The 23,023-nt window shown below is 64.0% G+C and carries 25 protein-coding genes; 10 read left to right on the top strand and 15 right to left on the bottom strand.

Going from position 1 to position 23,023, the window contains the following annotated elements; genetic code table 11:
- Window positions 1–4: 4 nt before the first annotated feature.
- Together ASG84_RS05110 and ASG84_RS05105 are read right to left on the bottom strand one after the other, a co-directional pair.
- Window positions 5–649 (bottom strand): response regulator, encoded by a 645-nt coding sequence (locus tag ASG84_RS05110; protein WP_057475938.1) that lies wholly within the window; start codon window positions 647–649, stop codon window positions 5–7.
- Window positions 640–1,860, bottom strand: a complete 1,221-nt coding sequence (locus tag ASG84_RS05105) for a sensor histidine kinase (protein ID WP_082520799.1) — start codon at window positions 1,858–1,860, stop codon at window positions 640–642. The genes ASG84_RS05110 and ASG84_RS05105 overlap by 10 nt, the downstream gene beginning before the upstream one ends.
- A 171-nt stretch (window positions 1,861–2,031) precedes the next feature.
- Between ASG84_RS05105 and ASG84_RS05100 the strand changes: the two genes are divergently transcribed.
- Window positions 2,032–2,688 carry a DedA family protein gene (locus ASG84_RS05100; protein ID WP_057475937.1) on the top strand — a complete coding sequence of 219 codons (657 nt, stop codon included), beginning with the start codon at window positions 2,032–2,034 and terminating at the stop codon, window positions 2,686–2,688.
- 28 nt (window positions 2,689–2,716) lie between these two features.
- Here the strand turns inward: ASG84_RS05100 and ASG84_RS05095 are convergent, their stop codons facing one another.
- Together ASG84_RS05095 and ASG84_RS05090 are read right to left on the bottom strand one after the other, a co-directional pair.
- The gene (locus tag ASG84_RS05095; protein ID WP_057475936.1) at window positions 2,717–3,784 is read right to left on the bottom strand and encodes a ParB/Srx family N-terminal domain-containing protein; all 1,068 of its coding nucleotides are present in this window, start codon (window positions 3,782–3,784) and stop codon (window positions 2,717–2,719) included.
- 116 nt (window positions 3,785–3,900) lie between these two features.
- Window positions 3,901–4,431: a GNAT family N-acetyltransferase gene (locus ASG84_RS05090; RefSeq protein WP_057475935.1), complete on the bottom strand. Its 531-nt coding sequence runs from the start codon at window positions 4,429–4,431 to the stop codon at window positions 3,901–3,903.
- A 116-nt stretch (window positions 4,432–4,547) separates the two neighbouring features.
- Here ASG84_RS05090 and ASG84_RS05085 point away from each other — a divergent pair, with 116 nt between their 5' ends.
- From ASG84_RS05085 to ASG84_RS05065, 5 genes are all read left to right on the top strand, one after another.
- Complete coding sequence (locus ASG84_RS05085) at window positions 4,548–5,405, top strand: ABC transporter permease (RefSeq protein WP_082520798.1); 858 nt, start codon at window positions 4,548–4,550, stop codon at window positions 5,403–5,405.
- A complete protein-coding gene (locus ASG84_RS05080; protein ID WP_057475934.1) occupies window positions 5,402–6,121 on the top strand; it encodes an ABC transporter ATP-binding protein in 720 nt (239 codons plus the stop codon). Before ASG84_RS05085 ends, ASG84_RS05080 begins: the two co-directional genes overlap by 4 nt.
- A gap of 28 nt (window positions 6,122–6,149) precedes the next feature.
- Window positions 6,150–7,196, top strand: a complete 1,047-nt coding sequence (locus ASG84_RS05075) for an ABC transporter substrate-binding protein (RefSeq protein ID WP_057475933.1) — start codon at window positions 6,150–6,152, stop codon at window positions 7,194–7,196.
- Window positions 7,197–7,224: 28 nt separating this feature from the next.
- Window positions 7,225–8,328 carry an LLM class flavin-dependent oxidoreductase gene (locus ASG84_RS05070; protein WP_057475932.1) on the top strand — a complete coding sequence of 368 codons (1,104 nt, stop codon included), beginning with the start codon at window positions 7,225–7,227 and terminating at the stop codon, window positions 8,326–8,328.
- Between the two features lie 122 nt (window positions 8,329–8,450).
- A complete protein-coding gene (locus ASG84_RS05065) occupies window positions 8,451–9,482 on the top strand; it encodes a zinc-binding dehydrogenase (RefSeq protein WP_057475931.1) in 1,032 nt (343 codons plus the stop codon).
- A gap of 66 nt (window positions 9,483–9,548) precedes the next feature.
- On the opposite strand, the gene ASG84_RS05060 is transcribed toward ASG84_RS05065, so the two are convergent.
- Genes ASG84_RS05060 through ASG84_RS05045 form a run of 4 tightly spaced genes read right to left on the bottom strand, consistent with a single transcriptional unit; the run spans window position 9,549 to window position 13,545 of the window.
- Window positions 9,549–10,682 carry a serine hydrolase domain-containing protein gene (locus ASG84_RS05060; protein ID WP_057475930.1) on the bottom strand — a complete coding sequence of 378 codons (1,134 nt, stop codon included), beginning with the start codon at window positions 10,680–10,682 and terminating at the stop codon, window positions 9,549–9,551.
- On the bottom strand, window positions 10,672–11,298 hold the full coding sequence (locus ASG84_RS05055; protein ID WP_057475929.1) for a TetR/AcrR family transcriptional regulator: 627 nt from the start codon (window positions 11,296–11,298) through the stop codon (window positions 10,672–10,674). The genes ASG84_RS05060 and ASG84_RS05055 overlap by 11 nt, the downstream gene beginning before the upstream one ends.
- Window positions 11,295–12,857 carry a class I adenylate-forming enzyme family protein gene (locus ASG84_RS05050; protein ID WP_057475928.1) on the bottom strand — a complete coding sequence of 521 codons (1,563 nt, stop codon included), beginning with the start codon at window positions 12,855–12,857 and terminating at the stop codon, window positions 11,295–11,297. The genes ASG84_RS05055 and ASG84_RS05050 overlap by 4 nt, the downstream gene beginning before the upstream one ends.
- A gap of 25 nt (window positions 12,858–12,882) precedes the next feature.
- Window positions 12,883–13,545, bottom strand: coding sequence for a nitroreductase family protein (locus tag ASG84_RS05045; protein ID WP_057475927.1), 663 nt, complete (start codon window positions 13,543–13,545; stop codon window positions 12,883–12,885).
- A 183-nt stretch (window positions 13,546–13,728) separates the two neighbouring features.
- Between ASG84_RS05045 and ASG84_RS05040 the strand changes: the two genes are divergently transcribed.
- A complete protein-coding gene (locus ASG84_RS05040; RefSeq protein ID WP_235581536.1) occupies window positions 13,729–15,654 on the top strand; it encodes a flavin-containing monooxygenase in 1,926 nt (641 codons plus the stop codon).
- Here ASG84_RS05040 and ASG84_RS05035 read toward each other — a convergent pair whose 3' ends face one another.
- Genes ASG84_RS05035 through ASG84_RS05025 form a run of 3 tightly spaced genes read right to left on the bottom strand, consistent with a single transcriptional unit; the run spans window position 15,655 to window position 17,635 of the window.
- Window positions 15,655–16,281 (bottom strand): hypothetical protein, encoded by a 627-nt coding sequence (locus tag ASG84_RS05035; RefSeq protein ID WP_057475925.1) that lies wholly within the window; start codon window positions 16,279–16,281, stop codon window positions 15,655–15,657.
- Window positions 16,281–16,916 carry a hypothetical protein gene (locus ASG84_RS05030; protein WP_156399393.1) on the bottom strand — a complete coding sequence of 212 codons (636 nt, stop codon included), beginning with the start codon at window positions 16,914–16,916 and terminating at the stop codon, window positions 16,281–16,283. Before ASG84_RS05030 ends, ASG84_RS05035 begins: the two co-directional genes overlap by 1 nt.
- A 14-nt stretch (window positions 16,917–16,930) precedes the next feature.
- Complete coding sequence (locus tag ASG84_RS05025) at window positions 16,931–17,635, bottom strand: hypothetical protein (protein WP_057475923.1); 705 nt, start codon at window positions 17,633–17,635, stop codon at window positions 16,931–16,933.
- 229 nt (window positions 17,636–17,864) lie between these two features.
- On the opposite strand from ASG84_RS05025, the gene ASG84_RS05020 reads away from it, so the two are divergent.
- Window positions 17,865–18,392, top strand: a complete 528-nt coding sequence (locus ASG84_RS05020; RefSeq protein WP_057475922.1) for a hypothetical protein — start codon at window positions 17,865–17,867, stop codon at window positions 18,390–18,392.
- A gap of 12 nt (window positions 18,393–18,404) precedes the next feature.
- Here the strand turns inward: ASG84_RS05020 and ASG84_RS05015 are convergent, their stop codons facing one another.
- Window positions 18,405–18,878, bottom strand: coding sequence for an ArsR/SmtB family transcription factor (locus ASG84_RS05015; protein WP_057475921.1), 474 nt, complete (start codon window positions 18,876–18,878; stop codon window positions 18,405–18,407).
- Window positions 18,875–19,978, bottom strand: a complete 1,104-nt coding sequence (locus ASG84_RS05010) for a serine hydrolase (RefSeq protein WP_057475920.1) — start codon at window positions 19,976–19,978, stop codon at window positions 18,875–18,877. The genes ASG84_RS05015 and ASG84_RS05010 overlap by 4 nt, the downstream gene beginning before the upstream one ends.
- 159 nt (window positions 19,979–20,137) lie before the next feature.
- Here ASG84_RS05010 and ASG84_RS05005 point away from each other — a divergent pair, with 159 nt between their 5' ends.
- Both ASG84_RS05005 and ASG84_RS05000 read left to right on the top strand, forming a co-directional pair.
- On the top strand, window positions 20,138–20,740 hold the full coding sequence (locus ASG84_RS05005; RefSeq protein WP_057475919.1) for a TetR/AcrR family transcriptional regulator: 603 nt from the start codon (window positions 20,138–20,140) through the stop codon (window positions 20,738–20,740).
- A 32-nt stretch (window positions 20,741–20,772) separates the two neighbouring features.
- Window positions 20,773–21,204: a GNAT family N-acetyltransferase gene (locus tag ASG84_RS05000; RefSeq protein WP_057475918.1), complete on the top strand. Its 432-nt coding sequence runs from the start codon at window positions 20,773–20,775 to the stop codon at window positions 21,202–21,204.
- A 56-nt stretch (window positions 21,205–21,260) separates the two neighbouring features.
- Here the strand turns inward: ASG84_RS05000 and ASG84_RS04995 are convergent, their stop codons facing one another.
- A complete protein-coding gene (locus ASG84_RS04995; RefSeq protein WP_057475917.1) occupies window positions 21,261–22,034 on the bottom strand; it encodes an 8-oxoguanine DNA glycosylase OGG fold protein in 774 nt (257 codons plus the stop codon).
- A gap of 57 nt (window positions 22,035–22,091) precedes the next feature.
- The gene (locus ASG84_RS04990) at window positions 22,092–22,967 is read right to left on the bottom strand and encodes a helix-turn-helix transcriptional regulator (RefSeq protein ID WP_057475916.1); all 876 of its coding nucleotides are present in this window, start codon (window positions 22,965–22,967) and stop codon (window positions 22,092–22,094) included.
- Window positions 22,968–23,023 lie beyond the last annotated feature (56 nt).

Here is a 23,023-nt window from a genome sequence, read left to right as displayed (position 1 = left end):
GACATCACGTGCGCAAGTAGGCCACCACAGCCATCACCCGGCGGCTCAGACCGGTCGAGTTCGCCAATCCGAGTTTGTCGAACACGGAGTTGATGTGCTTTTCGACCGAGCTCACCGAGATGAACAGATCGGCTGCGATTCGAGCGTTCGTGAGACCTTGTGCCATCAGCTCGAGAACATCGCGCTCGCGCGGCGTGAGTCGTTCGAGCGGATTCGACCGAGTCGTGCGAGACAACAGCTGCCGCACCACCTCTGGGTCGAAGGCAGTCCCGCCGCCGGCAACCCTGTCGAGGGCGTCCAGGAACTCGTCGACTTGCGCGACTCGGTCCTTGAGCAGGTAGCCGATCTTGCCGGCGGATCCGCTGATCAGCTCTGCTGCGTAACGGTTTTCGACGTACTGGGAGAGCATGAGTACCGCCACCTCCGGCCATCGATCGCGAATGGTCAGTGCTGCTCGCAGTCCCTCGTCGCTGTGGCCCGGAGGCATGCGGACGTCGGTGACGACGATGTCGGGACGATCCTGTCCCACCGCGGCGAGGAGCGCGTCGGCGTCGCCCACGGACGCGATCACGTCGTGGCCTTCGTCGACGAGCAGACGCACCAGACCCTCACGCAGCAATGTCGAGTCCTCCGCGACGATCACGCGCACGGGACGCTCGCAGTCACGACCGTGGGGCCGCCGGCCGGGCTGTCCACGGTGAGGGTGCCGTCCGTGGCAGCGACGCGGCGGGACAGTCCGGACAAGCCGTTGCCGGACGGGTCGGCGCCACCGGGCCCGTCGTCGGTGATGATTGCCAGTACCCGATCGAATTTCTGGTGAGTGACGCTGACCTGCAACGATTTCGGTGAGGCGTGCTTGGTTGCGTTGGTCACCGCCTCCGAGACGACGAAGTAGACGACTGTTTCCACAGCGGGGCGCAACCTCTCTGTCAGTTCGTACGAGAGTCGGACTGGAACACTGGCCCGCTCGGCCAGCGCCTCCAGAGCTGCGCGCAGGCCGTCCTTGTCGAGCGCGATGGGATACACCCGGTTGGCAACCTCGCGCAGCTCGTCGATCGCTCCCTGCGATGCGACCTGAGCTTGGTTGAGGAGTTCGTGCACCCTCTCTGGATCTTCAGCACGACGAGCCCGGCCGACGAGCATTCCCAGAGCAACCAGGTGCTGCTGCACTCCGTCATGCAGGTCGCGCTCGATGCGGCGGCGTTCGTCGTCGATGGCGTCGACCACGTGATCGCGGCTGCTCGTCAGCTCGGCCACCCGCTGTTGCAACAGTCGCTCGGACTGCCGTCCGAGCACCTGAACGGCAAACCAGCGGTCCAACGATCCCACCCCTGCCACACCGACTGCGGCGACGAAGATCAACAGGATCCCGGGCAGCGCGGCCATCGCGACGAGTCCGCCGCCGACGCGGTCGGACTCTTCGATCAGGCCCCAGTCGCCGCTGAAAATCCATGCCGAGACCATCGAGCCGGCGACGACGAGACACAACGTCAAAAGAAGGACCACGCCGAGCCCGAGTATTCCGATCGTCCACCGAATACCGAGATACCAGCAACAGCGCGAAGGTGTCAGTGCGTCCGTTGGCGGTCTGCCGTGGAAGCGGGTGATGCGTCGAATCTCGAACTCCGAGAACGACAATGCACTGACGGCTACTGCCCTCTGCACAGGCGCTCCCCAGCGACCGAGGATGCGCGCGAGCACGAGGGCGAGTGACGCCACCACAGAGAACAGCAGCGCTGCCACCGCGGTGATGCTACCGAGCACAACTCCGGACAGTGCCGTGAGCCAACGCCGTAGCAGTGAGCCGATCGACGCGCGATCCGCCTGCCCGGTGGGGTACACGCCACGGTTAGCCAGCACTCCAGCAGCGTAACCGCACAAATGCCCCCAGATGCTGCGGTAAACCACAAGATTTCCATGCAGAGAACCCCGTGACAGGCGACGGCTTTCCTCGATGTTCCGCGTCCACGAAGTTCGTAGCGTTTTCAGCGTCCTTCACGACAGGAAACACCGACGAACAGGGGAATTACCATGTCCGACATATTGATTACCGCAGCAGCAGAAACCGAGACTCTCGACGGGCTGGCCGGCTGGGCGGTGGGCGTCATGGATGCACTCGGCGGCCCCGGCGCAGCCGTGGTCGTCGGTGCCGACAATCTGTTCCCGCCGATTCCGAGTGAGCTCGTTCTCCCACTTGCCGGGTTCTCGGCCAGTCAGGGAGTGTTCTCCTTCGGTGCCGCGCTCTTCTGGACGACTCTCGGCTCGGTGCTGGGCGCGGTGATCGTCTACGCGGTCGGTGCGCTCATCGGACGCGAGCGCACCCGGGCATTGGTAGCGCGAATGCCACTGATCAAGTCCAGCGACTTCGACCGCTCGGAGGCGTGGTTCACCAGGCACGGCTCGAAGGCAGTGCTGCTCGGCCGAATGATCCCACTGTTTCGTAGCTTCATCTCGCTACCGGCCGGAATCGAGCGAATGGGAATGATGAAGTTCCTGGTACTCACCACCATCGGAAGTCTGATCTGGAACACCATCTTCGTTACCGCGGGATATCAGCTGGGCGAGAACTGGCACCTGGTCGACGCGTATGCCGAAATCTTGCAGAAGGTCGTCGTCGCGACGGTCGCCGCTGCCTTCCTTGTTTTCGTGGCCGTGAGGTTGAGGTCTCGCCGCCGGGCCGGCTTGTGACAAGCCGGCCCAGCGACCTGACCCCCACCTACCGGGGCAGTCCCGACTTGTACTGCAAGGCGTAGGCCAGTTTGCCGGGCTTGGCGTCCGAGTACGGTGCCGAGAGCTTTCCGAACTCACCCTTGCCGGCTGCCTTGCCGTCGTTCCACGCGTCCAGAGCGCCGAGTTCCGCTGCGGTGCGGCCACTGTCGATCACCGCGTCTTTCGGGGCCGCGCCCTGCGCGCGCGACACCGACTCGACGGTGCTGAGGTAGCTCGCGAGATTGTTGCTGTCCCATCCGCTGATGTCGACTTCCGCCGAGTCGCGAACCCATGCACCCCAATAGAATTCCTGGAAGGGGATGGTGCCGGGAGTGAAGCCGATGTCGCGGGCGAAGTACATCAGGCTGCGGTACTTGTCGTTCTGGAACTTGGCGAGACCGACTCCCGACGGAAGCTGTTCTACCGGAACCTCGTTGCCGTCGACGTCGTAGTTCCAGACCCACTTCTCGGCCTTCATCCGAGCCCAGAAGTCGGCTGTGCTCAGGTCACTGAGATTCGCGACCACCCGCAGACGAAGGTGCAGATTTGGCCCACCGTCGGCTGTTTCGTAGAACGAGGTGAGTGTGTGGTGTCCGTCGGTCAGGTACGGCACGCCGCCCGGACCGATGACAACAGTCTTCATGGGCGCGATGGTGTCGGGCGTTTCCTGCCCGACGGGAACGGTGCAGGTGAACGACGACGGATTGTCCAGTCGCGCACCGGGCGATGCCGAGGCGGCCTCTTCCTGGCCGTTGGCCTCGCACCAGTCGTCGAACTTCTTGTTGATCTCGTCTTTGCTGAGCGTGTAGCGACCGAGCTTGTAGTACACCTCGTCGTATCCGAGTGAGGGTTGCGTCGCGCGGACCTCACCGATCGGGAGATCGAGGAGCTCACCCGCCTCGGCACATTGGTAACCGAGGCCCGACGACGATCCGCTGGGGAGCAGGTCTGCGACCTGGCACAACGGCGACGCGGTCCGTGCCGGCGCAGCAGTGGCAACGCTGCCCATCGACGTAGTCGCGACGGAAATCAGTGCGAGCGTGCCGAGCAGGGCTGCTCTACGAAACGAGGCCATCGGTGAAACTCCCAGGAGTCGAGAAGTGAAGTGTCCCGAGACTGTCGCACGACGGTCACCGGCTGATGGCGCGGAACGGAACCGAAGATGTTCGAGAGGTGAACGCAGTACGTCGGTCAGCGATCCTCGCGCAACATCGCGTAGACGAGGGTGTCGGTCCATTCACCCTTGCACCACCAGTTCTGGCGGAAGTGCGCTTCCTGACGCATCCCGACCCGCGCGGCCAACCGGGCCGACGCGTCGTTGCGTCCGTCCAGCTGTGCGCTGATTCGGTGGATCTGGGGTAGCGAGAACACGTGCTCGATCAACGCGTTCACGGCCTCGGTCGCGTAACCACGGCCGGCCACGGTGGGGGAGAACGTCCAGCCGAGCTCGACGAGTGCCGGGGATCCGTCCACCAACCATGCCTCGACGTTGCCCACCACAGTGCCTTGATGTTCGACGACCATCGCCAATGCCTGGGTGTGCAGCCCGCTTCGCTTCATCCGTTTGCCCACCGCCGCAACAGCATCGGCGTGCGTCCACGCCTCGTGCAGGAGGTAGCGGCACACTTCCGGGTCGCTGTAGTAGGCGAGAATCCGGTCTGCGTCGTCGGGTTCGTACAGACGAAGCGTCAGGCGTTCGGTGTGAATGGGCTCGACGTTCATGACAGCGATTCTGCCCGACCTAGATTCACGCTGATTCGAACCCTGTTCTCGGACCCGCATCGTGACGGAGGGTGGTGAATCGAACCTGCTCGTCATCAACCGGAAGGCACGTGAACATGGTCGTCACGTCGTACGCCCCACCCGCTGGGCCCGTGCACCTGCGCGTCAGCGACGCCGGCCCCGCACCCGCGTCACCGAAGCGGTCGGTGTGGCAGCGGTATCGATGGACCGTCGTACGCAGTCTGTCGCCCCTCGCGCTCCTCGTTCTGTGGCAGATCGCCAGCGCTGCTGGAGTTCTCTCCGAGCGGGTGCTGCCCGCACCATCCTTGGTCTTCGACGCGGGCGTGCAGTTGTTACGCAACGGTCAGCTGGTCGAGGCACTCGCCGTCTCCGGAACCCGCGTTGTTCAGGGACTCGTGCTGGGCGGGGTGATCGGAGTGGCGCTCGGAGCGCTCGTCGGACTGTCGAAGCTCGCTGAAGCAACCGTCGATCCGCCGCTGCAGATGCTGCGCGCGCTCCCGCATCTCGGACTCATCCCGCTGTTCATTCTCTGGTTCGGTATCGGCGAGACTCCCAAAATCCTGCTCATCGCTCTGGGAGTTGCATTTCCGCTGTACCTCAACACGTACTCGGCCATCCGTCAGATCGATCGCGACTTCCTCGACACCGCCGTCGTACTCGGTTTCTCGTGGCGTCAACGCTTCACCACGATCATCCTGCCCAGCATCGCTCCACAGCTGCTGGTGGGACTGCGCCAGTCGTTGGCTATCGCCTGGTTGTCGTTGATCGTGGCCGAGCAGATCAACGCCGAATCCGGACTGGGCCACATCATCAACGATGCCCGAGACTTCCTGCGCTTGGACACCATCATCTTCGGACTCGTCGTTTACGCGCTGATGGGGATCGCCACCGACGGCATCGTTCGAATCCTTGAAAAGCGTGCCCTCCGTTACCGATTGGATGCCCGATCATGACCTCGACGACGACCTCCGTCGCCACCTTGCACGGCATCGACAAGTTCTACGGGTCCAGTCACGTGCTGAAAGGCGTCGACCTGTCCATCGAGCGAGGCGAAATCGTGTCTCTGGTCGGACGATCCGGCTCCGGCAAGTCCACGATCCTGCGCGTCCTGGCCGGACTGTCCACGGACCACACCGGAGAGCGGCACGTAGCCGGGAATCCCGCAGTGGCGTTCCAGGAACCACGCCTGTTTCCGTGGCGGTCGGTTCGCCAGAACGTGGCTTACGGTCTGAACACCGCAGGCGTCACGGGCAACGCGGCACTTGCTGCTGCAGATACCACCCTGGACGAGGTGGGGTTGGCCGAGAAGCGGGATGCATGGCCACTCACGTTGTCCGGTGGGCAAGCCCAGCGCGCCGCGCTGGCACGAGCGTTGGTGGGGGAACCCGAACTGCTGCTGCTCGACGAACCGTTCGGAGCGCTCGACGCACTCACACGATTGACCATGCAGTCGCTTCTACTCGATCTGTGGGGACGGCACGGCTTCGGCATCTTGCTGGTCACCCACGACGTCGATGAGGCAATTGCGTTGGGCGACAGGGTAGTGGTGCTCGACGGGGGTGCCGTGGCGGAGACCGTCCACGTCGACCTGCCTCGTCCCCGCGACCGGGGAACCGCCGGCTTCTCCCGCATTCGCACCCACTTGCTCGGTGCCCTCGGCGTCCACTGATTTCACTGATACGAAGGATCTTTCACCCATGTCGTCACACGCTCGACCACGCTCTGTTCGCGCCCTAGGCACTATCGCCGCCCTGTCCTTGACGCTCGCCGGCCTGACGGGTTGCGTCTCTCGTGGCAGCGATACCGCGACCACCGAAGCTCCCGCGCTGGTGTCCAACGATCAGCTCGCCACGGTCACCCTCGACGTCGGCGACCAGAAGGGTGGCACCGAGGCGCTGCTTCGTGCGTCGGGTGAGCTCGACTCTGCACCTTACGATGTCGCGTTCTCCACCTTCACCTCCGGCCCGCCTCAGGTGGAGGCCGCAACGGCCGGCCAGATCGACTTCGCGGTCACGGGCAACACGCCGCCGGTGTTCGGCGTTGCAGCCAACGCGCGCATCAAGGTCGTCTCCGCCTACACCAACGACGCGAGTGGCGATCAGATTCTCGTGCCGCCGGATTCGACTTTTGGGTCGTTCGCCGACCTGCGGGGCAAGAAGATCGCAGTGGGCAAGGGAAGTTCGGCGCACGGTCATGTGCTGCTGCAGTTGCAGAAGGCCGGGTTGACCACCGACGACGTTCAGTTGGTGTTCCTTCAACCTGCCGATGCGCTGACTGCATTCACCTCGGGTCAGGTCGATGCCTGGGCGATCTGGGATCCCTTCACCGCGATCGCGCAGGTGCAGAACGGCTCGAAGACGCTGACCACGGCCGAAGGCGTGGCCAACGGTTACGGCTTCGGTATCGCGTCGCAGCAGGCGCTGGACGATCCCGCAACAAACACCGCTCTGCAGGACTTCGTGGTTCGCCTGGCCAAGGCGTCTGCATGGGCCGAGAAGAATCCGGCCGAGTGGGCGGCGGCGTACTCCACTGCCGTCGGAATCGACCCGGCCGCGGGTGAATTGGCACAGGGACGAAGCCAGCGACCGGCAATTACGTTGGATGACAACGTTATCGAGTCGGAACAGGCACTGTTCGATGCGTTCGTCGAGAGCGGAAGCATCCCTGGCGGCAACACGTTCGCGGACTTCGTCGACACGCGTTACAACGACGCCATCGCCGACGCGACCGCCCCCACCAACTGATCACCCACCACGTCGTAGGAGTTCACTCGTGACCGCACGCATCTTCTGGTTCCTCCCCACCGCAGGCGACGGCCGCTCCATCGTCGGCGCGTCCCACGCCTCGGGCAACCTCCGCGAACCCGCTGGGTTCCGTCGTCCGTCGCTGCGCTACCTCACCGAGGTGGCGCAGGCAGCGGACCGCCTCGGCTACGAAGGGGTGTTGACTCCGACCGGAACATGGTGCGAGGACGCGTGGTTGACGACGGCCGCTTTACTTCAGAGCACCCGACGGCTCAAGTTCCTCGTTGCCTTCCGACCCGGCCTCACGCCGCCGACGTTGGCGGCGCAGCAGGCCGCGACGTTGCAGCGGTTCTCGGAAGGGCGGGTGTTGTTCAACATCGTCACCGGGGGCGACGACGTCGAACAGCGTCGTTTCGGGGATTGGATCGACCACGATCGGCGCTACGCCCGCACCGACGAATTCCTCGGACTCGTCCACCGGATCTGGACCGAGTCGGCAGTCGATCACGAAGGCGAGTTCTTCAAGGTCGCCGACGCGCGGGTATCCGAAGCTCCGGATCCGTTGCCCGAGTTCTGGTTCGGCGGTTCGTCGGATCCCGCACTCGCCGTCGCTGCGAAGCACGTCCAGACGTATCTGACGTGGGGCGAGCCGCCGGCCGACGCTCGCGCGAAGATCGAGAAGGTGCAGGCGCTAGCGGACGCCGAGGGGCGCAAGCTCACTTATGGCATTCGCCTGCACACCATCAGCCGTGATACGTCCGAAGAGGCCTGGGCCGTCGCGCAGAAGCTCCTCGACGAGCTTCCCGAGGAGCAGGTCGCCCAGGCACACGCACTGCATTCGTCCTCGCAGTCCGAGGGGCAGCGCAGGATGGCGGCGCTGCACGGGGGCAGCAAGGACTCGCTCGAGATCTACCCGAACCTGTGGGCCGGCGTCGGCCTGGTGCGCGGCGGCGCGGGTACGGCTCTGGTCGGTTCGCACGAGGAGGTCGCGAACCTGATCGGGGAGTACCACGACGCAGGATTCGACGAGTTCATTCTGTCCGGCTACCCGCATTTGGAGGAGTCGTATCACTTCGCCGAGGGTGTACGCCCAATCCTCGACGCGCGAGGAATCACCGTTCCTGCCAGATAGGTTGCGCGGCATCACCTCCTGAATCGACAGTGCGACCTCAGAGACCCGCCACCACCGTTGCCCCGAATATGCCGGTGGCCCTCCCGTACGCTGAACACTCGCACTACGAGAGACGAAGTGGCATGAAAGCACTGGTATTCCGCGAGTACGGCGGCCCCGAGGTCCTGAAGATCGAAGAGCTTCCGGATCCGATTCCGGGATTCGGCGAAGTGGTGGTCGATCTGAAGGCGACCGCGCTCAACCACGTCGACATCGATGTGCGCGAGGGCGTCTCGCGCTTCGACTTCGCGATGCCGCACACCTTGGGCCTGGAAGGTGCCGGCATCATCTCCTCTGTCGGTGACGGTGTGGACCCCGCTCGGATCGGTGAGCGCGTGGCCGTCTCCTACATCCGTACCTGCGGCCACTGCGAGTGGTGTCAACGGGGCATGGAGAACATCTGCGTCAACCGCAAATTGCTCGGCGAGCACATACCGGGCACATACGCGCAGAAGATCTCGACACCCGCCGACCATTGCCTGACGCTTCCCGACAACGTCGACTTCGGTGAGGCGGCAGCCGCACTCAGCGCATTCGGCACCGCCTGGCACGCGCTCATGATCCGCGCCGAGTTGAAGCTGGGAGAGACCGTGCTGATCCATTCGATCGGAGGTGGCGTCGCATCAGCAGCTCTCCAGATCTGCAAGGCTGCCGGCGCGACCGTGATCGGTACAGCCAGCCGAGACGACAAGTTGGCTCAGGCGACCGCGGACGGTGCAGATCACGTCATCAATTACATGACAACCAACGTGCGCACCGCCGTCGACGAGATCACCGGAGGCCGCGGGGTCGAGCTGGTCTTCGACGGCGTAGGAGGGACCGCCTTCACCGAGTCGATGTTCATGCTGCGCCCGTACGGCCGTCTGGTGTCGATCGGCGCGCACGCGGGGGAGGTCGTCGAGTTCGACATCATCGAGTTCTTCCGCCGCCAGATCTCGTACATCTCGTCGCATACTCAGACGCGTGACGAGATGCGTACTGTGCTCGATCTTGTCGGCAAGGGTGTGCTGCGCCCGCGCATCAACTCGCGTTATCCCTTGGATCGCGCAGGGGAGGCTCACGAAGAGTTGGCTGCGCACACCGCCTACGGGAAGATCATCCTCGACATCGATTGAGGAGAGCGTGGTGGACGCGATGCCGTCTCACCTCCAGCAGACACGCCCTGGACCCGTTGAGTGCAGTCAGGCGATCGCCTCGTACACAGCGCGCACGTAGTGCTCGGCTCGCTCCGAACCGATGATGCCGGGACCCATTCGGTTCATCACGTACGAGATGGTCAGCTTCGAATCCGGGTGCAGAATCGTCAGCGATCCGCCCCAGCCTCCCCAGAAGCAGATTTTGCCGTCGGGGATGTAGGGCATCGATTCCTGTTGTGGCAGAGCGAAACCCAGTCCGAAGCGCAACGGAATGCCCAGCGCCAGATCGACTCCGTTGGATTGCTCCTCGAAGATCGAGCTGATCGTCTCCGGGCTCAGCAGACGTACGCCGTCGACGGTTCCGCCTCGGGAGATGACCGAGAGGATTCTCGCGACCGAGCGTGCGTTGCCATGCCCGTTCAGCGCACCCATGTCCGCGTCGCGCCACGCCGCGGTGTTCGCGGACGAGGCCTGCACCAACGGTCCGAGAAACGTTCTGCGACGCACCATCGTCGGATCGGGCACGGCATCGTCGGTCGGTGGGGGCGGTGGAACCACATCGGCGATTCGATTCCAGTCGGCCTCGGCGGCACCGATCTGGAAGTCGGCACCGAGAGGACCAGTAATCTCATCGGCGACGAACTGCCGCAACGGCTTTCCGGTGACGCGCCGAACCACTTCGCCGATCAGGTGCCCCTGACTGACTGCGTGATACCCCGATGTGGTGCGCGAATCCCACCACGGAGCTTGCTCAGCCAGACGTGAGGTCGAGAGGTCCCAGTCGTAGAGGTCCTCTTCGCTGAACGGCCTGTCCCATCCCGACACTCCGGAGGTGTGCGACAGCAGGTTCCGGACCGCGATGTCCTGCTTGCCTGCGGCCGCGAACTCGGGCCAGTATGTCGCGACCGGTGCATTGGGATCGAGCACTCCGCGGTCGATCAGCATCAACGCCGCCAGGCACGTCACCATCTTGGTCGTCGACCACACATTGGTGATCGTGTCCGACTCCCACGGCAGGCTGCGCTCGGTGTCGCGATACCCGCCCCACAAGTCGACGGCGGTGTGGCCGTCGATGTCGACCACGATGGACGCGCCGAGTTCCTCGCCGCTGTCGAGGTTGGCCGCCAACTTCTCTCGCACGCCCGAGAAGCGCGGGTCGCAGTGACCGTCAATTGCCATGTGATGCCCCCAGGACGCGGTGAACGGCCAATTCGACGTAGTTGTCGGCGACGTCCTCGATGCTCAGCTCGCCCCCGTCGTGGAACCAGTTGCTGATGCCGTTGAGCATGTCGGTCAGAGCAAACGACGCCAGCCGCGCATCCGGGACGGTGAATTCACCACTGCGCATTCCGGCGGTGATCACGTCGCGGACGCGTCGTTGGTACTGGCGGCGATAGTCCTCGACAACACTGCGGTGCTCGGGAGTGAGCGAGGCGAGCTCGTGCAGGCCCACGATGTACTCCACCCGTCGCCGATTCAGATGCACCAGGTGCGCACGCACCAGGGACGACAGGCGTTCGGTAGGCGTTCCGGCCGCGTCGAGTAGCGGCAGGTTCTCCTCGGCCGGTTCCTGCGTGACCGTCAGACAGATCGCGAAGAGGATGTCTTCCTTGGACGGGAAGTGGTGGTAGAGGCTGGCACCCTTGATGCCGACGGCGTCGGCGATATCGCGCATCCCCACGTTCGAGTAGCCCTCACGCGCAAAGATATTCGCGGCATTGGCGACGATGTCCTCTCGCCGCTGTCGGGTCCGAACCTGACGGGGCAGGGGACTCACTTCAGCCGGCTGCGTCATACGGTCTCCTCCACCGCCGCCAGCAGTCGCAGTTCACGCTTGAGGATCTTCCCCTGCGGGTCGACGGGCAGTTCGGCCACGATGTGTACCGATTTCGGTGCCTTGTACGACGCCAACTCGGTGCGGCAGTACTCGATGATCGCGGCCGGGTCGGCGGTCACCCCGTCGCGGGCGATGACGAAGGCCGTTACAGCCTCGGACCAGTACGGGTCGGGCACTCCGACAACGGCGGCACGCAGCACGTCCGGGTGCGTGTGGATGGTGCGTTCCACTTCCTGCGACGACACGTTCATCCCTCCCGACTTGATCATGTCCTTCATCCGATCGTAGAAGAACAAGTTGCCATCGGCGTCGATGCGCACCATGTCGCCGGTGTGCACCCACCCGTCGTGGAACACCTCGGCGGTGCGCTCGGGGTCCTTGAAGTAGCCGAGCATCACCGATGGAGTGCGACAGAGCAATTCACCGATCTCACTCTCGTTCCCCGCAGGGTCGACGACCTTGATCTCGAGGTGGGTGACGGGCTTGCCGATCCACGACGCGTCGCCGTCGGGAATGTCGTCGAGTGTCGAGAACCAGCCGACCGAGCCGAGCTGCGAGAGTTCCGACTGTCCCCAGTAGGTGCCCCAGATGGCCTCGGGTGCCGCGGCGGCCCAGGCGCTGATCGTGTGCGGTGACACCTGGCCACCGTAGGTGAGGCAGCGCCGCACCTGGCTCACGGCCTCGGGCCCGAACTGCGCATCACGAGCCAGGGCCAGATAGAACGTCGGCGTCTGCGCGATCACGGAGATCTTCTCGGCGGCGATGATGCGCAGCGATTGAGCCGGGTCGACCGTCGCGGGCAGCACGAGGGTGGCACCCATCAGCGTGAGGGTCGTCATCGAGCCGAGTCCGGCGATGGTGTGGAAGGGCATGACGAACAGCCAGGTGTCCTCCGGTCCGGACCGCAGGCCCCAACTCCACGCGGGCGCGGTGGAGATGAGGAAGTTGCGGTGCGGAATCATCACGCCCTTGGGAGCTGCTTCGGTTCCCGATGTGTAGATGACCATCGCGACGTCGTTCTCGTCCATCTCGACGTCGGGTTCGGTGGACGGGGTGTTTGCCGTCAGTGCGGCGTATTCGGTACCGAACGTCACCAGGGTGGTGGTGTCCGGCTTCACCGAGGAGATGATCTCGGCGTAGGCCGGATCGGCCACCACCACGGTCGGTTCCGCGTGTTCGAGTTGGTGCTTCACCTCGGCCGCGCGGTACATCACGTTGATGCCGGTGAAGGCCGCTCCGGCTTTGAGCGTTCCGTAGTACGCCACCACCACCTCGACGCTGTTACGTGCCATCGATGCGACGCGGTCGCCCGAAGTTACTCCGAGATCGACCAGCAGGTTGGCGAACTGGTTTGCGCGCGAGTCCAGTTCGCCGTACGTGGTGACCTCGCGGGTGCCGTCCGCCGCGTAGCTGATGAACGCGACCTTGTTCGGCTGAGTCCGCGCATGGCGACGAAGCTGATCGCCGATGGTGGCGCGGCCGATGGGGGAGCGGTGGTGGATGGCGGTACCGGGCACGGCGGACTCCTCGAGGTGCGAGCTGTTAAAGGGCAGTGGAGAGGGCAGCAGAGTCGAACATCGGCTGCGAGAACGTCTCTGCCGCAACGATCTGCTCCACCGGATCGCGAGTGAGCTTGCGTGGGAACGACTTCTCCGGATACCCGACGGCGATGTGCGCGGCGGTGATGTAGTCGTCCGGGATGCCGAGCAGCTCGCGAATGGCGGGCTCCTCGTGGCACAGCAATGTCGTCACCGCGGTCGCGACGCCCTGATCGCGCAGGCTCAGGCACAGGTTCTGCACAGTCGGGTAGATGGACGCGCCGCCGACGACGGAGAGTCGGCCGAGTTCGTGGTCGGTGGGGTGCAGTCCGTCCAGCGCGGCGCAGACCACCACGATGGCGGGCACCTCGGCGAGGTGGCGAGCGAAGTAGTCGGCGTCCTGCACGGTCTTGGGCAATGCGCCGACGGCGACGGTTCCGCCGGTGATGCCGGCGAAATAGGCGTCCCACATCGGGAGGTAGAGATCGGCGAGGGCCTGCTTGCGGGCAGCGTCGCGCACGACGATCCATCGCACGGGCTGACGGTTGCCGCCCTGCGGGCCGAAGCGGGCGACGTCGAACGCGGCCTTGAACACCTCGTCGGGAACAGGATCGCTGAGGTACCGCCTGCAGGTGCCGGTGGTACGCATCGCCTCGGTGAGTTCCATGGGTGTGTCCCTTCGCCTGTCCGCTGTTAGGTAGTGCCATGAAGCATCGTGTGGCGTGAGCCACATTGTCAAGGGTTGATTTGCTGCGAATCTGAGGATCGCGAAACTCTTGCGCAGAATTGCCTAACCATGGTTAGTTGAGCTGTCGGAGTCGGATGGAGCAGCTCGCAACAGGAGGTACCGGTGTCCACAGACGCAGTAACGGCAGCGGAAACCGTGGGTGGAGTCGATCGGGATCGGCTCTCGCGGGCTCTCACCGCGGCCAACCTGCCCACGCTGGTGGCGGTGCTCTATCAGTTGACCGGCGACCGCACCTGGCTTGCCGATCCGTATCGCCCCACCCGTAGTCGGGGCATGGACAACAACGACACGGGCGGATTCGACGACGCAGTTGCCGCCCATATCCGTGCCGCAGCACTCGACGCAATCTGTGCGTTCCATGAAGGCACGCCCATGGCGGTGCCCTCACCCGACTCGGAGCATCTCGTCGAGATGATCAGCGTGGCTGTCGGTGAACAGGTTCCTCCCGAGTTCGGCGTCATGGTTGCCGAGGACGTGGGCTTCACTGCCTCGGACACTCCGGTGGCGGCTCCGAACGATCTGTCGGTCATCGTGATCGGTGCCGGTGTCTCCGGGATGCTCGCGGCCATCAAGTTGCACGAGGCGGGCATCAGTCACACAGTGCTCGAGAAGAACTCCGACGTGGGCGGTGGCTGGTTCGAGAACACCTACCCCGGTGCCGGCGTTGACACCCCCAGTCACCTGTACTCCTACTCATTCGCGCCGCGGGCCTGGAGCACCCACTTCGGCAAGCGCGACGAGGTGTGGGAGTACCTCAGCGATGTCGCGTCCGAACACGATCTGCGGCAACGCATTCGATTCGACACCGAGGTGGCGACCGCCGAGTACGACGCCCAGCGGCAGGGCTGGACCGTCACGACGGTGGACGGCGAGATCCTGACCGCCGATGTGGTGATCACCGCTACCGGTCAGCTCAATCGGCCGCAGGTGCCCCACATTCCCGGGCTCGAGTCGTTCGACGGACCGATCTTCCACACCGCGAACTGGCCGACCGATCTGGATCTGGCCGGCAAGCGCGTCGCCATCGTCGGCACCGGGGCCAGCGCCATGCAGGTGCTGCCGGCCATCGCGTCGACGGTGGGGCATGCGACGGTCTTTCAGCGTTCGCCTCAGTGGGTGTCGTCGAGTGACGTGTATTTCACCGAGATGGGCGACGATGCCAACTACCTGATGGATGTCGTTCCGCTGTACCGGCTTTGGTACCGAACCCGGCTGGCCTGGAACTTCAACGACCGCGTGCACAGCTCGCTGCAGGTCGATCCCGAATGGGAGCATCCGCAGCGCTCGATCAACCCGGTGAACGACGCCCATCGACGGGTCTTCACTCGCTACATCGAAGCCGAGCTGGATGGCCGACCGGACCTGATCGAGAAGTCACTTCCCGATTACCCACCCTTCGGCAAGCGGATGTTGCTCGACAACGGCTGGTACGCAGCGCTCAAGCGCGACAACGTCACCCTCATCGCCGATGCCGTGTCATCGATCACCGCGAACTCGGTTGTTGCGCGAAATGGTTCGGAGACCGAGGTCGATGTGGTGATCCTCGCGACGGGGTTCGAGACCCACAAGCTGCTGACGCCGATCGATGTGCGCGGACGATCGGGGGAGTCCATCCGCGATATCTGGGGTCCGGAGGATGCGCACGCGTATCTCGGTATCACCGTCCCGGACTTCCCGAACCTCTTCATCACCTGCGGTCCCGGAACCGTGCTGGGCCACGGGGGCAGCTACATCACCATCGCCGAATGTCAGGTCCGCTACATCGTCGATGTGTTGATCGACATGGTGGACAAGCGAATCGGAGCCATCGAGTGCAAGGCCGACGTGGAAGCGGAGTACGTCCGCAAGCACGACGAGGCGCACGGGAAGATGATCTGGTCGCACGGCGGCATGGACAACTGGTACCGCAACGATGCCGGACGCGTGGTCTCGACGTTGCCGTGGCGCATCGTCGACTACTGGGAGATGACGCGACGGGCTGATCTGGACGACTTCGTCATGGAGCCTCGACGGGAAGAGGCTCGCTGATCAGTTGGAGGTCGCCTGCTGCATCGACAACACGAATCCGTGCCCGCTGCCCGCGTCGCAGACCATCGCGTCGACGCGGGAGTAGCAGGTGTAGCCGTTGAACGCGATCGATGTGTTGTACTCCAACGGCCGAGCGTTCTCGACCCCAAAAGCGCCTTGGTTGAAGCACATCGGGGTGACCTTGCCCGGGTCCAGGAAGAAGCCTTTGCTCATCTCGTCGGCAGAAAACGGTGGCTTGTCGCAGTCCGCGCCGTCGGGCACGGGTGCGTCCGTGGCCTGGCAGCCTGAAGAAAACTCAGTGGAGCCGAGCTTGCAATAGATGTTGCCCGACGGTGACTTCCACCCGACCTCGTTGTTGATCGCGGTGTATCGGGCCGGGTCGACGGGGGTGATCGGTGCCGAGTCGACCGATGGTGTTGCGGGAGAATCGGGTTCACTGTTGCTCGGTTGCGGAGCCACCGTGACCTGCGGTGCTGCCGCGGTCGAGGTCGCTGACACACCCGCGACCACGGTGGGGATGACCGACGGCATTGCGGTCGTCGGGTCGTCCGAACTGCTGCACCCCGTCAGGGCAAAGCCAGTACACGTAATGGCGACGACGACCGTGCGCCTGCTCAGCCCGGTCATCAGTTGGACGTCGCTTGCTGCATCGACAACACGAAGCCATGCCCGCCGCCCGCGTCGCAGATCATCGCTTCGACGCGGGAGAAACAGGTCATCCCGTTGAACGTAATGGAGGTGTTGTATTCCAACGTCTGCGCGTTCTCGACTCCGAATTCACCTTGGTTGAAGCAGGTCGGCGTCACCTTGCCCGGCGTCATGTAGAAGCCTTTGCTCAGTTGGTCGATCGTGAACGACGGGTTGACGCAATTCGCGCCGTCCGGTACCGGAGCATCTCCAGACTGGCAACCGGACGAGAACTCGAAAGCGCCGATCTTGCAATAGATCTTGCCCGAGGGGGACTTCCAACCGACCTGGTCGCCGTACGCGGTGTAGCGGGCCGGGTCGACGGGTGTGATCGGTGCGGTGTTGTTCACGGGGTTCGCGGGGTTCTGCGCTGGATCGGTGGACTCCGGTGCGGTGGCGGTGTCCGTGATGTCGACCGGAGGGTTTGCAATGGTCACTTGCGGTGGAGCAGGAAATGCTGATGCGGCGTTGGAGGCTGGGGTCGGTGCAGCCGCGGGGGCCTCCTCGCCGCCGCAGGCGGTCAGCGCGAAGGCGAGGGCAGCAGTGGACGCGAGTAGAGCACTTCTTCGGATCATTCGGAGCTCCTTCATCAGAAAGCGATGTTGACGTCGCGGGAGATCATGAAGCCTCTGTCGCCGTCGTAGCAGGTAATGCCGGCTTCGGTGGACCGGCAGAAGTTGCCTGTGACTCCGATGACCTGGCCGTATTCGAGAACTCGTGGGCCGGGATTCCCGCCGAAAAAGATTCCCTGGTTGGTGCAGATCTGTTCGACGGTGCCGTCCTGTGTGATCTGCACGCCGTAGGTGTTGTTCTCGGTGTTGAGGCACTCGCGCCCGGTGTTGCCCGGTACCGAGTAGCGGACCTGGCAGCCCACGATCGTTCCGCGTGCGTTGGACGAATTGAATGCGCAGAAGACATTTCCACTGGGGGATTGGAAGAAGTACTGGCCACCGTCTACCTCGAAGTCGCGTGCGTCGACGTTGACGTCGTCGCGGTTGGGGGCGGGTGGCACGGCAGCAGGTCCCGCTTCAGTGGGCTGCTCCAGCGCCGGAGTCACGACCTCGGGAGCCTCGACGGCCGGTCCGTCCGTACCGGTGCCACTACCTGTGTCGGGAGTGCCACCCGCGGACGGAGCGGTAGCGGCGCTGGTGACTGGCGCTGCATCGGTGCTGGTCGGTCCCTCGGACCCGCAGGCCGTAAGAGTCAGGGTGCTAGCAGCGACCAGGGCACACATGGCCACGATGTTGCGGACTTGCCTCGTTCGTTCGTCCTCACCGGTGGCTGCAGAGTGCATCACCTCTGAACTATGAATCGAACAGGCCAGATGGTCTGTTAACGTCGTTCGTGTCACGACCCCGTCACGAATCGGTATACGGCTGGAACAACGGACATTTCGCCTGAGAGGGTGAAGAGAAGAAACACTCAACGGCCAGTTGATGTTTCAGCTTCAACCTGAAGCGATGGATGACGATTCTGGAGCGACTCGGAATTCCATTGCGCGACATCGACGAAAGGCATGAGGTATGCGAAAGTCATTGCGGCGAGCGGCAGTAGCAACAGCCCTGACTGTGCCCCTGGTGTTCGGGATCGGAGTGGGTACGGCAGCGGCCGCCCCGCAGGTGACGAACCTTCAGGTGCCCATCGTGACCGGTTTCCAGATCGCTCCCGGTGCCGTCCCCGGCGGCTTCTTCCAGACCATTCCGATGAAGGCCACCGTGGGTGAGGACCCCGGTGTCGCTCGCTTCTCGGCTGCGAACATTGCCCCGTTCGCCGACCAATATCCCTACCGGTATCTGAACCTGAACTGGCGAAACCTCGCGACAGGTGCGACGGGTGCCGCCGATCTACGGCATTGGCAGGACGATCCGACGCCACCGGCGGACAACTCTTTCAGTAAGCAGTACCTTCCACTCGAGGTGGTGGCGAACACCGGTTCGGGGCCTGTTGTGGTGACGGTGACGCATTCTCGCGACTACTCGTACGGTGCCGAGTGGGGCTCGCCGTACCTCGACACTCTTCTCCCCGGTGCCGGCGTGGTGCTGGTTCCCTGATCGGGTAAGGCCTCAGCTGCCGAGGTCTCCCGCTATGTCGGCGGCGGTGAGCATCGATACCAGGAGCGGCACAACTCGTTTGGCGGCAATTCGATAATCACCGCGGCCCTGTTGTTCGACGATGTTCGCCGTGCTCAGCGTCTTGAGGTGGTGGTAGATCTGGCCGGAGGAGCCGACTCCCACTGCGGTGTGTAGATCCGCGGCGTTCGCCGGACCGCGCAGCAAACTTCGGACGATCTGCAACCTGACAGGATGGCCCAGTGCAGCAAGCACTTCCGACATCGAGGCAATGGGCAGGTCGACGATGGCGTCGGGGGAGTAGCTGATGTCCCAGCGGACCGTTCCGTTCAGATGCACGTCGCCCTGGTAGGCGACGATGCCGCCCGTCGACGGGGCGGCATCGACCTGCTCGGGAGCGTCGCGTCGTTCCAGCTCGGCGACGCGGGCTTCCAGCTCTGCCAGTCTCGACTCGAACTCTGCGCTCACACCACGCAGGCTATCCGGTCGAGAACGTCCGGCGATTGCATCGCCTCGAGGATGAGTTGCTGCTGGACTCCGATGCCGGCCATGGCTTGATCGAATTTGTCCCCTGGGATGCCGTCGATCAGCCACACTGCGGTAGCGACAGTTCCGTCGGTGCGGCGTAACTCGAACCCCTGGGTCAGCACACCAGGGAGGCTGCCGCCTTTAAAACCGACACCGAGAACGCTGTCACCTGCGGGTTGCCATTCCAGTTGGCGCAGAATGGTTTCGGACGCAGTACCGTACGTCCCGTCCGTGAAAGCGCGATACAGTCCATTGAGTTGTTCCGCCGAGGCACCGCGAAAGTTGTTCTGCACGCGGGTGGCCTGGTCTTCGTAAGTCGGTAGTTGCACGGCTGCGTCGACCTGGGTCCGAAACTCTGGGTCGAATGCCCACTTCCGCGCAGTCTCCCAGCGGTCCTCGTCAGCGAGTGTTGGGTCGAACATCGACAGGATGTCGGCCACCAGGCTGGGAACCTCGAAGTTCTCCCACCCTCCGGTGGCGGCTGCGTCGATGATGGCTTGGTCGCCGAGTCGGTATCGGAGAAAGTCGGGGACGGAGTTGTCGCTTTCCTGGATCATGGCCGTGACGATGTCCTCGATGCGGACCGTGGCATTGGGGTCGGTTGCGTTGGTGCCGGTGTTTGCAATTCCCAAGCGATTCAGGGCGTTGGGATGCGCGCCGCCGTCGGTGTTGGGTACGTACCACCGCTCCCAATCCGAGAGCGACACTTGCTCGTTCGGGTCGATGCTGCCGATCGCGACGGCTTGGGCGTAGGCGGCGAGATGCACCACCTTGATCGCGGATGCGAGTACCTGCTCCTGATCGGCTCGGTGTTCGACGGTGCGGCCGCGTCCGTCGTCGATGACAAGGCTCACGGTGTCTGGGGCCTGATCGATCAGTCCGATCCACCCGTCTTCGGTGGCGAGGTCGGTCGAGGTGACGGGTGCACAGTTCTCCGGTGTCGGAGTGGCGGCCTCGGCGGTCTCCGAGCCGGTGGAGGCGCATCCGCTCATCAACAGGACCGTCGCGCAGGCTGCCGAAACCAGGGTGAGGCGTCGCATCTCGAGCTCCTTGGTTGTTATTCCGTAATTACGGAATAACAGTAAAACGGATTGTGCGTCTCGGCAACCCCTTCGTGTGGCGTTCGGGGGATGGCTCGCCGTAACACCTGTTACCCTCGTCCGTAACAAGTGTTACGGCGAGAGGGGAGGTGGGAGCGAGTGACTTTCGAAGCGGACGATCCGCGGCATCGCATTTCGCAGGCCGTGTGGGACACGATCGCGGAGTTGGGAATCGAGGCGACGACGGTGCGCGCGGTCGCGACTCGGGCGGGCTGCACCACCGGTCTGATCATGCACCGCTTCGGCTCCCGGTCTGCGATGTTGGTGCATGCGCGACAGACCCTGTTCGAGCGCACGGCAGCGCGGGCCGACGAGGCCGGTGCCGGTGGCACGCAGTCCGCGGCGGAGCGGCTGTATTCCGTTGTCTGCTCAGTACTTCCGCTCGACGACGAGCGCACCGTCGAAGCCCGAATCTTCACGGGCTTCGCGGCGGCGGCGATCGCGGACGCCGAGCTGCGGAACCCGCACGTGACCCACACGCGTCAGTGGCTCACTCGCATAGCCGGTCTCGTTGCCGAGCTCGGCTCTCACATCACCGATGCCGAGGCCGCGGAGTGCGCCCAGCAAATCGCCACCGCGGTGGAGGGCATCGTGGTCCTGGCGGTACTCGATCGCGAGACGTATCCGCCGGCGACGCAGAAACGACTGGCACAGCGCACGATCGCCACCGTGGTCGACCGCAATACCGCAACCGACCGGTGACCTTGTCCCTACCTTCGACAGAACGGACCCCCATGCCTACGCTCCATCACGCCCCACTGGCACGCGTGAACCAGAACACCCTGTATCGCATCATGGCGCTTCGGGTCGCGGTATTCGTGCACGAGCAAGGAATCGTCGACGACATCGAACTCGATGGCGCGGACCTGCTTCCGACGACGGAGTTGTTCTGGATGCAGGACGACGACGGTGAGGTGCTGGCGACCATTCGAGTCCTGGTCGACGACACCGTTCACATCGGCCGAGTCGCGACCGCCGCCAGTGCGCGGGGTCGGGGCTACGCCGGCGAACTCGTGAAAGCGGCACAGAAGGCGTATCCCGGGGTGGTCGAACTCTCCGCGCAGGCGCACCTCGAAGAGTGGTACGGCCGCTTCGGGTTCGTTCGTGTGGGGGAGAACTACCTGGACGCTGGAATTCCCCATGTGCGCATGGTGACGAACGGATGATGAACCCTCTTCTGTTCTGACCAATGCCGTTGGGCTGCGATGATATTTCGAGCGTTTCAGAACAACGTGGGTGCGGTGTAGCGGCCGTTCCGTGCTTCGTTCAGTCGGGCACTCCAGCGCTGCACGAGCCACATCTCGACGAGTTCGGGGCTGGTGCCGATGTCGGTGGCCCATGCGGTGATGAGTTCGACGTAGCGGTCGTAGCGGCGACGAGTGAAGCCGGTGACGGACGGGTCTTCGAGCCATCCTTCGTGGATGAGGGTCGAGACTCCGTATTGGTCGATCAGCTGCGCAGGCCCGCCGTAGACCGACGCCTTCACCGCCCAGAGGAACGTGGCCATCAGGGACATTCCGACGCCGGGTGCATCGGGCCATCCGGACCAGGTCGAGTTCGGGTGGTCGGGCACTGCACGGTTGCGTACGCAGCTGTCCAACACGGCGAGTGTCTTGGCGACGGGGTTCTCGTCGGGACGGTTCAGGTGCGGGTTCATGACGTCGGGGAATCGCCGCATCGCTCTGCGATGCCGGTGACTGCCCTGCCAGGCTGCGCAGAGAAACAAGAGGCCGAGCGAATCATGTTCGCCTACAGCCAGATCGGTGCCGATTCGTAGATCGTTTCGCTGCACGGTGGCACCGCCGTACTCGACGATTTCTCCGTCGAGGTTGCGGCCCCGCAGCCGAAGATCGTGGCCTGCGCGGTCGAGGTGGCCGTTCCACCAATCCAGGTCCACCTCGACACCGTCGTCGAGGACGTGTAGGTCGTAGCTGCGGTGCTGACACCACTGGACACAGGCCGTGGGCGGCGGGAACCCCTCGTCGAGTCGTGACATACCGCCATCGAAGCATCGGGTACCGACAGATCGAAGGCTGCTGTCACTCGGCGCGGGTCACTCGGTACGGGTCCCGGCTGGTTTGTCGTAGTGATCAGTTTCCTGATGTCCGATCATTGCGAGCAGCGCCAACTTGTCGGCATCGGGGCTGCCGAGAGCGGCGGTATACAGGATCAGGTGCTGGTCGAGTTCGATAAGTTTCAGCGAATCGCAGTCCACCGTGATCTCTCCAACGGGGGTGTTCCGAAAGGTCTTTCGCAGGGCGGGGGAGACTGCGACGTCGTGTCGTTCCCACAGTCGAGCGAAGTCGGGGCTGCCCTCGCGCAGTTCGGTGACGAGGTTGCTCACAATCTCGTCCGTGGGATAGCGGGTGAGTGCGGTGCGGAGTTCGTTGACCACGCTGTGGCGAAAGTGAACGTCGTCGGAGATGCCGTAGAGCCGCTCGCTCGGCTGCTCGGTGCCGAGGAAAGCTTTGCGGGCAAGGTTGCGATCACGAGGGGTCAGGGCACCAAAATCTTCCATGAGCGCTGCGGCGAGATCGTTCCAGGCGAGAACCTCGAACGCGGCCGACATGACGATGCCGGCGGTCTGCGGTAACCGTTCCAGGAGTGTGAGAATGCTGGGCCGAACATCGCGCCGGTGCCCACCTGATTTCGCGGGTGCGGTGCCGGCCAGCGCGTGCAGATGGTCGGACTCGGTGTCGCCGAGGCACAGGGCAGCCGCGATGCCCGCCAGCACTTCTGCCGACGGGCGTGGTGCGCGGCCCTGTTCGAGGCGCACGTAGTACTCCGTCGAAATATGCGCGAGCACGGCTACTTCTTCACGCCGAAGACCCGGGGTCCGGCGGCGAGGGCCGGACGGAAGACCCACATCCTGCGGTTGAAGCTTTTCGCGGCGGCTGCGGAGAAACGCCCCGAGTTCCTGCTTGTCCATGAGTTCGATTGTGCCCCGAGTTGATCGTCGGACCCTAGTACCGTTTGTGCCTGTAT

The organism is Rhodococcus sp. Leaf278 (genome assembly GCF_001426085.1).
In the GTDB taxonomy this organism is placed as follows: domain Bacteria; phylum Actinomycetota; class Actinomycetes; order Mycobacteriales; family Mycobacteriaceae; genus Rhodococcoides.
The sequence above is the reverse complement of the archived record's forward strand: the minus strand, read 5'-3'. Positions and strand labels throughout refer to the sequence as shown.

Bases quoted from the DNA above. Each gene is read 5' to 3' on its own strand.
- ASG84_RS05055 (WP_057475929.1), bottom strand. From the start codon at position 11,298: ATGACGCAGCCGGCTGAAGTGAGTCCCCTGCCCCGTCAGGTTCGGACC.
- ASG84_RS05075 (WP_057475933.1), top strand. From the start codon at position 6,150: ATGTCGTCACACGCTCGACCACGCTCTGTTCGCGCCCTAGGCACTATC.
- ASG84_RS05080 (WP_057475934.1), top strand. From the start codon at position 5,402: ATGACCTCGACGACGACCTCCGTCGCCACCTTGCACGGCATCGACAAG.
- ASG84_RS05085 (WP_082520798.1), top strand. From the start codon at position 4,548: ATGGTCGTCACGTCGTACGCCCCACCCGCTGGGCCCGTGCACCTGCGC.
- ASG84_RS05030 (WP_156399393.1), bottom strand. From the start codon at position 16,916: ATGATCCGAAGAAGTGCTCTACTCGCGTCCACTGCTGCCCTCGCCTTC.
- ASG84_RS05000 (WP_057475918.1), top strand. From the start codon at position 20,773: ATGCCTACGCTCCATCACGCCCCACTGGCACGCGTGAACCAGAACACC.
- ASG84_RS04995 (WP_057475917.1), bottom strand. From the start codon at position 22,034: ATGTCACGACTCGACGAGGGGTTCCCGCCGCCCACGGCCTGTGTCCAG.
- ASG84_RS05025 (WP_057475923.1), bottom strand. From the start codon at position 17,635: ATGCACTCTGCAGCCACCGGTGAGGACGAACGAACGAGGCAAGTCCGC.
- ASG84_RS05100 (WP_057475937.1), top strand. From the start codon at position 2,032: ATGTCCGACATATTGATTACCGCAGCAGCAGAAACCGAGACTCTCGAC.
- ASG84_RS05010 (WP_057475920.1), bottom strand. From the start codon at position 19,978: ATGCGACGCCTCACCCTGGTTTCGGCAGCCTGCGCGACGGTCCTGTTG.
- ASG84_RS05035 (WP_057475925.1), bottom strand. From the start codon at position 16,281: ATGACCGGGCTGAGCAGGCGCACGGTCGTCGTCGCCATTACGTGTACT.
- ASG84_RS05095 (WP_057475936.1), bottom strand. From the start codon at position 3,784: ATGGCCTCGTTTCGTAGAGCAGCCCTGCTCGGCACGCTCGCACTGATT.
- ASG84_RS05045 (WP_057475927.1), bottom strand. From the start codon at position 13,545: ATGGAACTCACCGAGGCGATGCGTACCACCGGCACCTGCAGGCGGTAC.
- ASG84_RS05090 (WP_057475935.1), bottom strand. From the start codon at position 4,431: ATGAACGTCGAGCCCATTCACACCGAACGCCTGACGCTTCGTCTGTAC.
- ASG84_RS05020 (WP_057475922.1), top strand. From the start codon at position 17,865: ATGCGAAAGTCATTGCGGCGAGCGGCAGTAGCAACAGCCCTGACTGTG.
- ASG84_RS05060 (WP_057475930.1), bottom strand. From the start codon at position 10,682: ATGGCAATTGACGGTCACTGCGACCCGCGCTTCTCGGGCGTGCGAGAG.
- ASG84_RS05065 (WP_057475931.1), top strand. From the start codon at position 8,451: ATGAAAGCACTGGTATTCCGCGAGTACGGCGGCCCCGAGGTCCTGAAG.
- ASG84_RS04990 (WP_057475916.1), bottom strand. From the start codon at position 22,967: ATGGACAAGCAGGAACTCGGGGCGTTTCTCCGCAGCCGCCGCGAAAAG.